The 15,046-nt window shown below is 62.6% G+C and carries 7 protein-coding genes; 5 read left to right on the top strand and 2 right to left on the bottom strand.

The genetic code is table 11. The features are described 5' to 3' along the window. Nucleotides 1-129 precede the first annotated feature (129 nt). On the top strand, nucleotides 130-2,187 hold the full coding sequence (locus ACOIX3_RS37455) for a phospholipase C (protein WP_420966997.1): 2,058 nt from the start codon (nucleotides 130-132) through the stop codon (nucleotides 2,185-2,187). A gap of 120 nt (nucleotides 2,188-2,307) precedes the next feature. After that, complete coding sequence (locus ACOIX3_RS37450; RefSeq protein WP_420966996.1) at nucleotides 2,308-3,006, top strand: hypothetical protein; 699 nt, start codon at nucleotides 2,308-2,310, stop codon at nucleotides 3,004-3,006. Between the two features lie 9 nt (nucleotides 3,007-3,015). Here the strand turns inward: ACOIX3_RS37450 and ACOIX3_RS37445 are convergent, their stop codons facing one another. Next, nucleotides 3,016-4,323 (bottom strand): cytochrome c peroxidase, encoded by a 1,308-nt coding sequence (locus tag ACOIX3_RS37445; RefSeq protein WP_420966995.1) that lies wholly within the window; start codon nucleotides 4,321-4,323, stop codon nucleotides 3,016-3,018. A gap of 427 nt (nucleotides 4,324-4,750) precedes the next feature. Here ACOIX3_RS37445 and ACOIX3_RS37440 point away from each other — a divergent pair, with 427 nt between their 5' ends. Further along, nucleotides 4,751-6,520 carry an alkaline phosphatase family protein gene (locus ACOIX3_RS37440; RefSeq protein ID WP_420966994.1) on the top strand — a complete coding sequence of 590 codons (1,770 nt, stop codon included), beginning with the start codon at nucleotides 4,751-4,753 and terminating at the stop codon, nucleotides 6,518-6,520. A 69-nt stretch (nucleotides 6,521-6,589) separates the two neighbouring features. Here ACOIX3_RS37440 and ACOIX3_RS37435 read toward each other — a convergent pair whose 3' ends face one another. Further along, on the bottom strand, nucleotides 6,590-12,847 hold the full coding sequence (locus ACOIX3_RS37435) for a DUF5801 repeats-in-toxin domain-containing protein (protein WP_420966993.1): 6,258 nt from the start codon (nucleotides 12,845-12,847) through the stop codon (nucleotides 6,590-6,592). 476 nt (nucleotides 12,848-13,323) lie between these two features. Here ACOIX3_RS37435 and ACOIX3_RS37430 point away from each other — a divergent pair, with 476 nt between their 5' ends. Both ACOIX3_RS37430 and ACOIX3_RS37425 read left to right on the top strand, forming a co-directional pair. Then, the gene (locus ACOIX3_RS37430) at nucleotides 13,324-13,980 is read left to right on the top strand and encodes a FecR family protein (protein WP_420966992.1); all 657 of its coding nucleotides are present in this window, start codon (nucleotides 13,324-13,326) and stop codon (nucleotides 13,978-13,980) included. 74 nt (nucleotides 13,981-14,054) lie between these two features. Next, nucleotides 14,055-14,921, top strand: coding sequence for a tetratricopeptide repeat protein (locus tag ACOIX3_RS37425; protein WP_420966991.1), 867 nt, complete (start codon nucleotides 14,055-14,057; stop codon nucleotides 14,919-14,921). Nucleotides 14,922-15,046: the final 125 nt, after the last annotated feature.

Raw genomic sequence — 15,046 nt, 5'->3', positions numbered from 1 at the left:
AGATGTCCCCACAGAAAATATTTGAACGTTTCGAAATTTCTCGCGCGCTTTCACGCAAGCGAAAACCATGCGTCATACTGTCGCACTAAGCAGTGTGGGTTGCTAACCGCAAACACCCTGAGGTCGACAATGAGTTTGAACTACAAAAAGCACTGGCGAACCAGCACCGCGCTCTGCATCGCGTCAACGGTGCTCGTCGCAACAGCCGCATACGCCGCTCACTATCCGGGCGGACACAGTGATTGGGACAAGCGTCCGCATCACAATCACCAGGCGCATCAGGAAGCTGATCGCGTCAAGCAGGACCACGATCATGACGATAAGGATCACGGCGGCAAGGGCAAGACCGCTTCGCCGATCAAGCACGTCATCATCCTGATCGGCGAGAACCGCGGCCTTGATCACACCTTCGGTATCTACAAGCCGAAGGGCAAGGGGCAGACCATCTCCAACCTGTTGTCGAAGGGCATCGTCAACGAGGACGGAACGCCGGGACCGAACTTTGCGCAGGCGCAGCAGTACTCGGTCGCGGGCCAGCCGTCCTTCTACATCGGCGCGCCGGCGATCGCGAAGTCGCCCTACAACGCGACCAATGTGATGCCGCAGCCGAACACCAACGGGACGCCGACCGCGCAGAACGACACTTCGCCCCCGTTCAAGACGATCACTGAGGCCAGCGTCGAAAAGGACATGGACCCGGCGGATCTCGATATCCTGACCACCGGCTTCAGCGGCCTGCCGAACGGCGTGCTTGATACCCGCGTTCCCGGCGCCGGCGGTCTGAACGGACCGTTCCCGCTGCAGGGCGAGCAGATCAGCGACGACGACTACACTGGCGACTCGACCCATCGCTTCTATCAGGACTGGCAGCAGGAAGATTGCAGCGCCGCCAGCGCCACCAAGAAGAACAATTCGGGCTGCCTGAACGATTTGTTCCCGTTCGTGATGGCGACCTATTCGGCATCCAACAAGAGCATGGCCAACTCGATGGGCTTCTACAATGCCCAGCAGGGTCAGGCCCCGATCCTGAAGATGCTCGCCGACCGCTTCACGCTGAGCGACAACTTCCACCAGTCGTTCCACGGTGGCACCGGCGCGAACCACTTCATGCTCGGCACCGGCGATGCGGCCTTCTGGAGCGACGGCAAGGGCAATCCGGTGACGCCGCCGGCCACCCTGATCGCCAACCCGAATCCGGTTGCCGGCTCGGTCAACCGCTATAGCGTCGACGGCAATTGGAGCAACTGCTCCGACGTGTTCCAGCCCGGCGTGAAGCCGATCGTCACCTACCTCAACAATCTGCCGTACGCGGCGGAGCCGAACTGCAAGCCGAACCACTACTACATGCTCAACAACGTCAATCCGGGCTATCTGCCGAACGGCGCGCTGTCGGGCGGCAACAACGTCCCGCCGTCGTCGGTTCGCACGATCGGTGACGCTCTGATCGAGAAGAACATCACCTGGGCGTTCTATGGTGGTGCGTTCAACGACGCCGTGGCGCTTTCCAACGCTGCGGTTGCCGCCAACCCCTCGAACCCCAACCTCGGCGCCGCTGCGGTCGCCGATCCGGCGCACGCGCTCGGTGTTGCCTACTGCCAGATCTGCAACCCGTTCCAGTATGCGACCTCGATCATGGCCAACGCGGCCGTGCGTCAGGCTCACATGAAGGACACGGCGGATCTGATCACGGCGATCCAGCACAACACGCTGCCCGCGGTGTCGTTCGGCAAGCCGGACGGTCTGCTCGACGGTCATCCGCAGAGCTCGAAGGTTGATCTGTTCGAGGCCTATGTCCTGAACGTGCTCAACGCGCTGGACAACAATCCGGAGCTGAAGGCTGATACCGCGGTCTTCATCACCTGGGACGAAGCCGGCGGCTACTGGGACTCCGGCTACACGCAGTCGATCGACTTCTTCGGCGACGGACCGCGTATTCCGACCCTGATCCTCTCGCCCTATTCGACGGGCGGCAAGGTCAACCACAACTACGCCGACCACGTTTCGCTGCTGAAGTTCATTGAGCGCAACTGGGCTCTCGAGCCGCTCACGCACCGCAGCCGCGACAACCTGCCGAACCCGACCTACTCGAAGAACAACGAGTACGTTCCGACCAACAGCCCGGCACTGTCTGACCTGTTCGACGCGTTCGACTTCAGCAAGCCGGTCACGTTGTCCTACACCGAGTGATCGAGCTCTCGTCCACGACGAGGTCTTGAGTCCATCCGAAGCCGGCGCCGATCGAACCATTGGTTCGGTCGGCGCTGTCATGTTCTGCCTGCCCGCCTGCTGACCGACCGGGGATATGCGATGAAGCGCGACGAGACGACATGTAAGAAGATGTGGAAGGGCGGCAGGAGCGCTACCGCCTGCTTATTCGCAATAGCCATCCTGGCCAGCGTGCCGATGCCGACGGCGGCGCAGCAGTTTTCCGCCGACCTCCTTGCGCAGAAGGACGATACGGCAACGGCCATGGGAACGGTGCGCGTCTCGGACCGAAAGGCGCGGATCGATCCAACCGCGCTGCCCGATGGCTTCTTTCTGGTCGATACCGCCAAGCCCGCCGCCTATTTCGTCCGCCCGGCCGCACACGTCTATATGAAGGCCATGCAATCGAGCCCGCTCACCCAGCTGTTCGTCCCGGTCGATCCGGACGATCCCTGCCGGCAATGGAGGGCCATGGCGCAGCTGTCCGCGCCGGTCGATCCCGCGACATGGCACTGCCAGCGCGATGGAGAGGAAGCGATCGCGGGGCGCAACACCGACGTCTATCGCGTAGCGGCGCCGTCCGGCTTGAGCTTTACCGGCTGGGTCGACCGCGCGCGCAGGTTTCCGGTGCAGATCAAGGCCGCGGATGGGACGGTGATCGTCGCCGATCACATCCGCGACGAGCCGCAGCCGGCGCAAATCTTTGAAATTCCCGCTGGTCTGCGCAAGTTCGACCCGCAAGCGCTGATCCGCAGGATCCAGCAGAGCGATGTATGGGTCGCGCCGCCGGCCTCGCAGTGAACGCGTGCGCTACTGCGGCTGCTGGCTTGTCACCGGCAGTATCCGGCCGAGCGCCGTGTAGTGCGACTGATGCACGTTACTGTTGAAGAGGGACCAGGGCTCGGCCTTCTTCAGGGCGACCGGAACGTCGAAATTCACCAGCTGGGCGAATTTGCGGTATTCCGCCATCGCTTCGTCGATCCGGCCGGCGCCGACCTCGAGGTCGATACGGCGCAAGGTCAGAACGAGATCCTTCAGGATCGCGCGCGCGGCGAGCCGCTCGCCCTTGCCGCCGACCGAGGTGTTCCTGATGTCGGGGATGTGCTCGGTCAATTCGCGCAGTTCGGCGCCGACCCCGGTCACGGCCAGCGACACCACCGCGGTGTCGGCGGCCGGGATCGCGACCTCAAGCACGCTCGATAACTCCAGCACTTCCTTCATCCGCAGCACGACGCCATCCTTGTCGAACGGACGTTCGCCATCGCCGACCGCATTGAGATAGGCCACGAGGTCCTGCGTGTCCTGGGTCGACAATTCGAGGTCGAACACGCGGTCGAAATGATCGACGACCTGTTCGTAGCTGTCGTAGCGCCCGTCGTGAAAATACGGCGCGTTGAAATTGGCGTTGAGCAAAGTGGGCGTCTTGACCAGCCCGCCGGACCCGACGTCGTGGCGCAGCTGGTCGTTGAAGGTTCCGGCCGGAATATGACAGCCGGCGCAGCTCAGCTCGGGCTGCTTCGGGAACGGCTTGAAGAACAACGCCTCGCCGCGCCGTTCCTCAACACTGGCCTGCGCGGCAAGCCGGCCGCCGGGCGCAATCTTCGAATTGGGCAGGAAATCGATATCGTTGATATAGGCGACGAGGCCGTCGAGAACCGCATCGCTCGGCCGCGGCCCGGAAAACTCATTGACGATGACATTATAGACGAAGTCGCGCAGCGAGGTCATGCGCCCGTCATGCCCGTAAGGCGCGAGGAAGCGGGCGCCCCGCAGGCTCGGGATCCTGACCGGATCGAGGATGCTGTTGAACGTCTTCGCATTGAAGACAAGACTGGTCGTGTCGAAGGTGCCGGGACGGGAGGAGAGGCCCGGAACGAACAATTTCGGGTTCGATGCGCCGTTGACGTGACAGGTGCCGCAGCTCATCTCGGCCTGACGGGCCTTGCCGCCGAGGATGGAAGGCGAATTGAACGCGAGATCGCCGAGATTGACCAGATAGGACTTGCGCCCGCCCATCGCTTCGGAATGAAAGATTTCGCGCGGCCGCGCCAGCGCTTCCTCGGAAAACTCGGTGCCGGCCGGCAGCACGGTCTGGTCGCCGCCGAGCGGGAATGCCATCGCGCGAAATGGGAGAAGCGCAACGACGACTGCCAGCAACGCGACCCGTGCGGTTCGAGCGCTACGGTCGGCCGATGCCGCACGACATTTTCCGGAACCGGACGCCAGAATATCCCAAACCATTGCGAGAAAACGCCCCCGTCACAATGCATTTGCGCTGCCGTACGTCGGAAGATGTCACGGAGGTGACAGTTTCCTGTCGGCAGGATCAATGACCGTCTGTTTGGATAGACGGCGGTTGATTGCGGTTTGATGACGATCGATCAACGCGACGCAGTCGATCTGAATGTGACAGAACGAAGATTTATCGGCGCGTGCGCATCTTTCACGCGTTTGTGCGCGCGTCGAAAAACGGTCATCCCGGCGAAATGTGTTTTGCATAGCGTGTAACTCCATTTCTATTTCTTTCTAAAATCAGGAGAGCACTATGCGGCTTTGGGGAGCCATTCCGGCGCTCGCAGTTGTTGCTGGCGCCGTTGCCATCTCACCGGTGGCAAAGGCCGAGAATTTGGTCGAAAAGATCGTTGATGAGTTCAAGCATGAGGTCAGGGACGAGCTGCGTGACCTGCGCGATCGCGGCCATGAAGGTGTGCATCAGTACAAGCACATCGTCGTCATCTACCAGGAGAACCACAGCTTCGATAACCTCTACGGACATTGGGGCGATGTCGGCCGTGACCAGATCAATGGTACCTCCGATGCCGATCAGGCGCATACGCTGCAGGTCCGGCAGGACAACCAGACCGTCTATGCCTGCCTATTGCAGAATGACGTCAACCTGACCTCGCCGTCGCCGCAGCCCACGACGTGCACCGACAATACGGGCTCGGTCGCGATCCTCAGCGCCTTCAAGAACAAGCCGTTCGAGATCAACGACTTCATCCCGACCTCGGCGACCACCTGTCCGAAGCCGCTCGGCGCTTTCGCGGCGCACGGCTTCCTCAACGGCACCGGCGCGCCCGGCGGCTGCACCGAGGACATCGTGCATCGCTTCTACAGCGAGCAGTACCAGCTCAACGGTGGTCGGCAGAACCGCTACATGACTGGCAGCGATGCTGCGGGTCTTGTCATGGGCTACTACGACACCAAGAAGCTGCCCATCTACACCTATCTCCACGGCCACGGTGCGCCGAACTATGTGATCGCCGACAGCTTCTTCCAGGGCGCCTTCGGCGGTTCGTTCCTCAACCACCAGTTCCTGGTCGCGGCTGCGGCGCCGCAGTTCGTCGGTGCCTTGAACGACGGCAGCGCCAATGACTTCCACGCGATCGTCGATGCGAACGGCATGCCGACCAGCACGCCGCTTTATACGCCGCTCTCGACCGTGAAGGACGCGCAGCTGACGGCGAAATGCAACCAGCCCGGCCTGCCGGCTGGCCTCGCCTGCGGCGACTACGCGGTCAACACCACGCAGCCGACCTATCAACCCTATTCACCGGGCACCCCGGACATCAAGCGCCTGCCGCCGTTGCACACGCCGAACATCGGCGATCGGCTGTCGGCCAAGCATGTCGACTGGGCCTGGTATTCGGGCGGCTGGTCGAACGCCAATGGCGATGTCGGCGCATCCGGCTGGACCAACGGCAACGGCACGACCTGCACCGATCCGAACCATGTCTCGACGGCGGTGTTCCCGAACTGCCCCGACGTGGACTTCCAGTATCACCATCAGGCGCTCAACTACTTCGCCAATTTCGCGCCCGGAACGCAGGCCCGCAGGGATCACCTGAAGGACGAGGCGGAGTTCATCCAGGCGGCCAAGAACGGCCGGCTGAAGCAGGTCAGCTTCATCAAGCCGATCGGCGAGGAGAACGAGCATCCGGGCTACACCAGCGAAACCGAAGGCAGCCAGCACCTCGTCGATCTCGTCAAGGCGATCGTCGAAGGGCCGGATGGCAAGGATACGCTGATCGTCATCACCTATGACGAGTTCGGCGGACAGTGGGACCACGTTCCGCCCCCGCCGCACAACCGCCGCGGTGCCGAGGCCCGTGCTGCGGACCAGTGGGGTCCGGGCACCCGTATTCCGGCGCTGCTGATCGCCAAGCGCTTCAACAAGTCGGGCGTCGCGCATGAGGACTTCGACACCACGTCGATCCTCCGGCTGCTCGAGAAGCGCTTCGATCTCGATCCGCTGGTGACGCGCCCGGTGCGCAGCCTCTCGGCGGCGCTGAAGGCCGGCGAAGGCTGGCACTGACCCGAGAAACGATCCTGGCCCGCGCAAACGTCTGACGCGGGCCAGGACCTTCACCAGGCTTCAGGGCCCTTACATGATCAGATCGTGTTGCACGTGCGTAACCGGGTCTGGCAGGAGATTCGTACCGGCCATCACGGCCGCCGCCCCGGTCGTGAGCCCCTGAATATCGACCTGAAGGCTGGTCGCGGCCGAATCGCCGTCCTTGTCCATCGCAGACACATCGAACAGCAGATCGGTGCTCGGGATGGTCGTCTTCTCGTTGTAGGTGATGTTGTTGACCGTGAAGGTGGTGTTTCCGCTGGTCGCCTGGTTGTAATCGACCTCTACCAGATTGAACGTCTTTCCAACGAACAGCGTGTAGGTCGACGTCGCATCATCGAAGGCTGAGGTGTTGATCAGCGAAGCATCCGACGTTTGCTGTACGACGACGGTGGCGTTGCCGCTATGTGGCTTTGGAACATCGATGCTGAAGTCGTGCACGTCGGTGCTGCCGTCCAGAACCTTGAAGACCACGCCTGCCGTGCCGTTGCCTTGCCACTGGGTCAGCATGAAGCTGATCTGCGGCTGCTCGTTGGAGAACGTAAGGTTCAACTGCTCGTTGGGATCTATGCTTAGCCCGGTATCGCCGACCGCGATGCCGTTATTCGACGCCTTGACATCGATGGGATGACCACTGTTGTCGTATCCGCTGATGACGAGCTCTCCATCCGGTGCCGTCAGAGACGATGTGCCGCCGCCCGAGGCGCCGAACGTGGAACCGGTCACGGTCACCTGCTTCAGCACGTCGACGCTTACGAGATCAAAGGAGAAGGTCCCGTTCGGATTGATCAGCAGGGTGAAGTACGGATCGGCCAGCGCACCGCCCGAATCCGCAAGGTAGGCGTCCATTTCGACGCCGCCGCTCGCCGCATGGGTCGAATAGTAGAACGTGTAGTCGTCGCCATTTCCTGTGACATGAACCGAACTGATGCCGCCGCCGAGGTCGGACGTGGCCAGATCGTATCCCGTGCTGCCGACCGCGCCGTTGTGGACGGCAACCTGCATCGCGGCGTCGCCATCCGCGCCGAAATTGACGTGGTAGGTGCCGGTCGCGGTCTGGTTGTCCTGACCGGTGATGGCGGTCTCCGGGAATCCGCCGATTGTCGGGCCGTCGTCCGTGATCGCCAGCTGCTTGCCGAGGTCAACGCTCGCGCTCTGGAAGTCGCCATCCTTATCGGTGATGGTCGCAACCAGGTTGACAGTCCCGGCGGCAAGCGCCACGCCTTCACCGGTATCGGGGCTGCTGCCGAGGGGCTGCGTTACCGCGCGATATTCGGTGAAGGTCACGAGCCCGGATGCCGGGTCGACTTCGATGGTGAATGCCAGCGTGCCGGTAGTTGTCCCGACATGACCTTCGATGGTGTTGCCGTTCAGGACCAGCACGTCGGCGCGGCCGGTGTGCGAGTCGATCAAGCCCGACGCGGTATTGTTGCCGCCGGTGATCGTCAGCGCGTAGGCGATCGCCGCGCCATCCGCGCCTTGAACCGAAGTGAAGGCCGTTGAGAAATCGGCTGACGTCGTCGTCAGCGACACGTCCGGTGCCGAACCGGCGGTGTTGTCGTCCAGCGTCGTCGCGGTCAGATGCGTCTCGCTCAGCGTGAGCGATGGCACCGTACTCGTCGCCGTGATGCTCGGGCCGTCGTCGGTGATGGTCAGCTGCCTGCCGAGGTCGAGGCTCGCGCTCTGGAAATCGCCGTCCTTGTCCGTGATCGTTGCAACCAGATTGACGAGGCCGACCCCCAGCGTCACGCCTTCGCCGCTGTCCGGGTTGCTGCCGAGCGGCTGCTTCACCGCGCGATACTCGGTGAAGGTCACGAGCCCGGTCACCGGATCAATTGTGATGGTGAATGCCAGAGTGCCGTTGATCGCGCCGACATGGCCCTCGATCGTGTTGCCGTTGAGAACCAGCAGGTCGGCGAGGCCAGTGTGCGAATCCACCAGGCCCGATGCGGTGCCGTTACCGCCGGTGATCGTGAGGGCGTAGTTGATGGTCGCGCCGTCGGCGCCTTGAACCGAGGTGAACGCGGTCGAGAAGTTGGTCGATGTCGTCGTCAGTGCCGCGTTCGGCACCGAGCCCGCGATATTGTCATCGAACAACGTTGCCGTCAGGTGTGTCTCGCTCAGCGACAGCGACGGCGTCGCGCCATTTGCCCTGATGCTCGGGCCGTCGTCCGTGATGGTCAGTTGCGTGCCGAGGTCGAGGCTCGCGCTCTGGAAGTCGCCGTCCTTGTCCGTGATCGTTGCAGTCAGGCCGACAATGCCGGCCGCAAGCGCCACGCCTTCGCCGCCGTCCGGGCTGGTGCCGAGCGGCTGCTTCACCGCCCGATACTCGGTGAAGGTCACAAGCCCCGTGGTCGGATCAATCGTGATGGTGAATGCGAGTGGACCATTGGTTGCGCCGACATGGCCCTCGACCGTGTTGCCGTTGAGAACCAGCAGGTCGGCAAGGCCGGTGTGCGAGTCGATGAGGCCCGACGCCGTGCCGTCGCCGCCTGCGATCGTCAGCGCGTAGGCGATCGTCGCGCCATCCGCGCCTTGAACCGAGCTGAACGCCGTCGAGAAGTCTGCCGACGTCGTCGTCTGCGCCGCATTCGGCACCGAGCCCGCGATGTTGTCGTCGAACGCCGTCGCCGTCAGATGTGTTTCGCTCAGCGAAAGCGATGGCGTGGTGCCGTTGGCCCTGATGCTCGGGCCGTCGTCGGTAATCGTCAGTTGCGTTCCGAGATCCAGGCTCGCGCTCTGGAAATTGCCGTCGTTGTCGGTGATGGTCGCGACCAGGTTCACGAGCCCGGTGCCCAGCGCGATGCCTTCGCCGCTGTCCGGGCTGGTGCCAAGCGGCTGTTTCACCGCCCGATACTCGGTAAAGGTCACGAGTCCGGTTGCCGGATTGACCGTGATGGTGAACGCCAATGTGCCGCTGGTCCCTCCGACATGCCCCTCGATGGTATTGCCATTGAGAACCAGCACGTCGGCGAGGCCGGTATGCGAGTCGGTCAGCCCCGAAGCCGTTCCGTTGCCGCCGGTGATCGTCAGCGCGTAGCCGATGGTCGCGCCATTTGCACCTTGAACCGAGCTGAATGCCGTCGAGAAGTCGGCCGACGTCGTGGTCAGCCCCGCGTTCGGCGCCGATCCCGCGATGTTGTCGTCGAACGCCGTTGCCGTCAGATGCGTCTCGCTCAATGTCAGAGAGGGCGTGGTGCCATTGGTGTTGATGCTCGGGCTGTCGCCCGTGATCGTGAGCTGCGTGCCAAGATCAAGGCTTGCGTTCTGGAAGTCTCCGTCCTTGTCCGTGATGGTGGCAACCAGGCTTACGACGCCGGCACTCAACGCAATACCTTCTCCGCTATCGCCGGCTAGCTGCTTCACCGCACGGTACTCGGTGAAGGTCACCCGCCCCGTGAGCGGATCGAGCGCGATGCTGAACGCCAAGGTACCCGTCGTCGTACCGACATGGCCTTCGATGGTGTTGCCATTGAGAACCAGCACGTCGGCGAGGCCGGTATGCGCGTCGACCAGACCTGACGCCGTGCCGTTTCCGCCGGCGATCGTCAGCGAGTAGCGGATTGCAGCACCGTCCGCGCCCTGGATCGAGGTGAATGCCGTCGAAAAATCGGCCGACGTCGTCGTCAACGTCACGTCCGGGGCCGAGCCCGCGATGTTGTCGTCCAGCGCCGTTGCCGTGAGGTGCGATTCACTCAGCGTCAGCGACGGCGCGGTCCCGTTGGTCTTGATCGTCGGACCATCGTCGCTGATGCTCAGCCTGCTGCCGAGGTCGAGGTTTGCACTCTGAAAGTCACCGTCATTGTCGGTGATGGTTGCGATCAGGCTGACGATTCCGGCAGTCAGCGACACGGCCTCGCCGCTGTCGGGATCGGTGCCGAACGGCTGGGCCACCGGGCGGTAGTCGGTGAAGGTCACGCGCCCGGTGACGGGATCAAGCGTGATGGTGAACGCCAGGATGCCGCTGGTTGTGCCGACATGGCCTTCGATGGTGTTGCCGTTCAGAACCAGTACATCGGCGAGGCCGGTGTGCGAGTCGGTCAGGCCGGAGGCTGTGCCGTTGCCGCCGGCGATCGCCAACGCATAGCGGATCGTTGCACCATCCGCGCCTTGAACCGGGCTGAACGCCGTCGAGAAGTCGGCCGACGTCGTCATGAGCGCCGCGTCCGGTGCGGAGCCGGCGATGTTGTCATCCAGCGCCGTTGCCGTGAGATGCGTCTCGCTCAGGTTCAGCGACGGAATTGTTTGGTTCGTCCGGATGCTCGGGCCGTCGTCGGTGATGGTCAACCTACTGCCGAGATCGAGGGTGACAAACTGGAGATCGCCGTCGTTCATTGTGACGATCGCATACAGGGTCACGGCTCCGGTCGCGAGCGCCGCGCCTTCGCCGGTGTCCGGGCTGGTGCCGAGCGGCTGCGTTACCGCGCGATATTCGGTGAAGGTCACGCGCCCCGTCACCGGATCGAGCGCGATGGTGAAAGCCAGCGTACCGTCGATCGCGCCGACGCGGCCTTCGATGGTGGTGCCGTTCAGTACCAACAGGTCTGCCAGGCCGGTATGCGAATCGATCAGGCCCGAGGCGGCGCCGTTACCGCCGGCGATCGTCATTTCATAGCTGACCGTCGTGCCACTCAATCCATTTGCGGTGTTGAACGCAGCCGAGAAGTCCGCCGAAATCGTCGTCAACGCCGCGTTCGGCGCCGAGCCGGCGATGTTGTCGTCCAGCGCGGTTGCCGTCAGATGTGTCTCGCTCAGCGTCAGCGACGGCGCCGTTCCAGCCCCGATCAGCGGGCCGTGGATGGTGATCGTGATGACCCGCGGGGTGCCGTCTATCGCGGTCACCGTGAAGCTGTCGGTCAGCACATCGCCGACATGGAGGGCTTGCACGGAGCTGTTGGCGCCGTCGAGCGTGTAGGTCCACACGCCCGTTGTCGTCATTGTGAAGAAGCCATAGCCGCCCGCGCTCGTCGTCGGCGTGTTCACGGCCGTGAAGGTGTTGGCAGGATCATCGGGATCGGTATCGGTGAGCGTGCCGGTCGCGACGAGCAGGCCGGGTGAGGCACCGCTGACGCCGGTCGCTCCGACCACCGAGCCGGTCGTGACGCCGGAAATGATGGCGGCGTCTTCGACACCCACGATGGTGATGTCGAAGCTCTGACTGGTCGAGAGCAAGCCGTCGGTTACCGTGATGACGAAGCTTTGGATCGCATTGACCTTCAGCGCGTTGATCGCATCATTATTCGGGACGAAAGCATACGCACCGGTCGAGCTGTTGAGGTAGAACGTGCCAAACGCGCCGACGCTCGATATGTCGTAGGTCCTCGAACCCATCACCGTGTTGCCTGCAACACCTCCGGCGATGCCGAAGGTGAGCGCGCCATCGAAACTGAAGGCAGAGAAGGTGCCGTGCGTCGCGCTGAAAGTGTCAAATGTCGGCGTATCGATTTCAGTCGGCGCCGCTCCGAGATTCAGTATCGGCGGCTTCGGCGGCGCCTTGAAGAATTCAAAGAACGGGAGGATGGTCTGCGGTAGCGGCCCGAGTTGATTTGGCACCAGCGGCGGGTCAGGCTCGGAAAAATTGATCGGCTGCAGCAGTGACGACCCATCCTGGGTGGGCATGCCGGATCCTTTGGCCCAGATCCCCTTCGCGTAGTTGGCAAGCGTCTGCTGCTGGGCGTCCCGCAATTCCTCCATGTGGGCCGGGCTATTCGTAACCTGGTTCACCCCGACCGACGACCCTCTGGGGCTCAAGATGATCGTGACGCCGGGATCGTCGACGACGATGTGTCTGGGGATCGCCTCCTTGGTGACCAGCTCGAACACGCCGTGGTGGAGGTCCTTGTAGTTGATGGTGTCGTCGTCCAGGAACGTGACGTTCGGCTCCGCAGCCCGCGCGTTCTCTAGCAGCGAGAACGTCAGCGCCGCGAATGTGAGCATGCTGAGGCCGCTGGCCCGAACGGTGCCAACAGGCGTGTCCGCCGTGAGGACGTCCGACCCGGCCAGCCGGTTGCCGATGAGACGGAAGATGCTTCTGGCTTTTGCGAACAGCCCCGGCTCGCTGGCTAAGTCACGGGCCAAATTCCGGGCCAGGTCGCCCAGCTCGAGCCGGGTGCCGGCCGGCAGGTTGAGCACTGTGCCATCGATCAGGCGGATTTCGACCCGCCCGCCGGCTGCGATCTCGATGACGTCACCCTGGCAAACGGGATCGCCGGCCACGGCTTGAAGGGCGATGCCGCGCGCACGCGCAATGGTGCCGCAGCCGATCGCCGTATGAACAACGCCAACCACTCGAGGCTGCTGGCCTGAAACGGCCGAGCTCGCGCCCCCGAACGCTACGCCGGACGCAACTAACATTGGCTTTTCGCCTGCCGAACGGCTCAAGCGGAGCGTGGTGCCGCAGTTTTCTTGATCTGGCTTGCGCTCGCCGCGAAGGGATAAAGTCCCCGCACCGGCAGCCATAGGCTTGCCCGCCGAAACGTTCTGATTGAAACTAAATTCGGTAGTGAAAATCGGCTTCCAGTACGGCGGGGAGCCATCGCGCAAAAGACAGAACTGCTGTCCATTATCGCGAGTGCAGCCCCACTAAATTTAGTGTATATTTACCGAGTAGATTGTCCACATATTAATTTTTATTCGAGCTGCGTCAGGCCCTTAGGCCTGTTTGCAGCAATCCGTTTGGCACTCAAGGTCCTGCGGTCTCGGCCCGGCGTCCATGTCTCCATCGTGCCGCGACACGACAAGATCTTCTCGAAAGGGAGGGGATCGTGCGTATCTGTTTCATTGTACAATTGCTCGCTGGCGTGGTTTTCACGTTCGCCACATTGACGTCTGGCTCGGTGCAAGCACAGACCGAGCCGGCCCAACCCGCGGTTCAGAATTCCTCGGCGAACTTCATCGGGAAAGTCGTGACAGTCAACGGTGCTGTCACGATCGAACATCCGAGCGCGGTCGTCGTCCAGGCGGCGCTGTCTGATCAATTGCCCCCAGCGAAGGTTGGCGATCCCGTCTATATGGGCGACGTGGTGCAGACCGGAGCCGATGGTCGGGTCGCGATCAACTTCACCGATGGCACGTCGTTCAATCTGTCGAGCAACGCCAAGATGACCATGACCGAGTTTGTGTACGACCCGAACGGCAAGTCGAATTCGACCTTGTTCAAGCTGGCCAATGGAACGTTCACCTTCGTTGCCGGCAATATCGCGAAGACCGGTGACATGAAGATCGACACGCCTGCCGCAACGATGGGAATTCGAGGCACCACGCCGCGCATCGAAATATCCGACGACGGGACGGTCAGGTTCGCGACGCTCGTGGAGGAGGGCAAGAGCAAGCTTCTCAGGAAGCCCGCGACACGCGTGACCCCGCAACGCGAGCAGAACACCTACCACAGGTTCAATCCGAACATTTGCCGAGGGTGCTAGGCGAGCAAGGCGTCGGCCTTGAGCGGCTACTCACGCAAATCGGCGACGCTGCATCGTCAAAACCGGAGCGCGACATGAAGCCTCGTGCAGGTTCCGGTCGGAGTGGTGGCCTCGCGGCGCTTTTCGTCCTGCTGTTGCTCGCATCGCCGGCCGGCGCGCAGGACGCAAAGCCACGGGGAAACTATCTGCGGAATATCGAGCTGTGCAGCGGCCTCGACCACGCGCAGGCGGACGCGCGCATTGGTGCGTGCACGGCGCTGATCGATGCGGGTCAGGACATGACGCCGGCCGGCCTTGCGATCGCCCACAACAACCGCGGCAACGCCTACGCCGCCAAAGGAGACTATGACAGCGCCATCCGGGATTTTGATCGATCAATCGAACTCAATCCGACCTACACCAAGCCGTTCAACAACCGCGGCGTGGCTTACTTCACGAAGCGCGACTACGATCGCGCGGCCGAGGCTTTCGATCAGGCCATCAAGCTCAACCCGAACTACGGCGAGGCCTTTGCCAACCGCGCGCGTGTCTTTCTGAGGAAAAATGACTATGCCCGCGCCGTGCAGGATTACGATCAGGCCATCCGCCTCGAGCCGAACCTGGCCGGCGTGTGGAATGGACGCTGCTGGAGCCGCGCCATCCTTGGCGCGTTGCAGGAGGCGCTGCAGGATTGCAACAAGGCGCTGCAATCGGGGTCGGTCAATGCCGCGACCTACGATTCGCGCGGCCTGATCTACCTGAAGACGGGCGAGCTTGGCGCGGCGATCGACGACTATAGCTCCGCACTTCGCATCGATCCGAAACTGGCCAGCGCGCTCTACGGCCGCGGGCTGGCCAAGCTGAAACAGGGCGACAAGGCGGGCGGCAACACCGACATGGCGGCCGCCAAGGCGCTTCAGGGCAGCATCGGCGACGACTTCACACGTTACGGCGTGCAATAGAGCATGATCCGGAAAAGTGTGGAGCGGCTTTCCGAAAGATCATGCTCAAGACAAAGAGCTAGAGCGGGATGATGACTCGAAGAAAAGTCATCTCGCTCTAGACACGCATGGCCGACGCGGGCCAC

The organism is Bradyrhizobium sp. B120 (genome assembly GCF_049075665.1).
Lineage (GTDB): Bacteria > Pseudomonadota > Alphaproteobacteria > Rhizobiales > Xanthobacteraceae > Bradyrhizobium.
Note: the sequence above shows the minus strand (reverse complement) of the source record. Positions and strands in the feature narration are given on the sequence as shown.

Bases quoted from the DNA above. Each gene is read 5' to 3' on its own strand.
- ACOIX3_RS37455 (WP_420966997.1), top strand. From the start codon at position 130: ATGAGTTTGAACTACAAAAAGCACTGGCGAACCAGCACCGCGCTCTGC.
- ACOIX3_RS37450 (WP_420966996.1), top strand. From the start codon at position 2,308: ATGAAGCGCGACGAGACGACATGTAAGAAGATGTGGAAGGGCGGCAGG.
- ACOIX3_RS37445 (WP_420966995.1), bottom strand. From the start codon at position 4,323: ATGGCATTCCCGCTCGGCGGCGACCAGACCGTGCTGCCGGCCGGCACC.
- ACOIX3_RS37440 (WP_420966994.1), top strand. From the start codon at position 4,751: ATGCGGCTTTGGGGAGCCATTCCGGCGCTCGCAGTTGTTGCTGGCGCC.
- ACOIX3_RS37425 (WP_420966991.1), top strand. From the start codon at position 14,055: ATGAAGCCTCGTGCAGGTTCCGGTCGGAGTGGTGGCCTCGCGGCGCTT.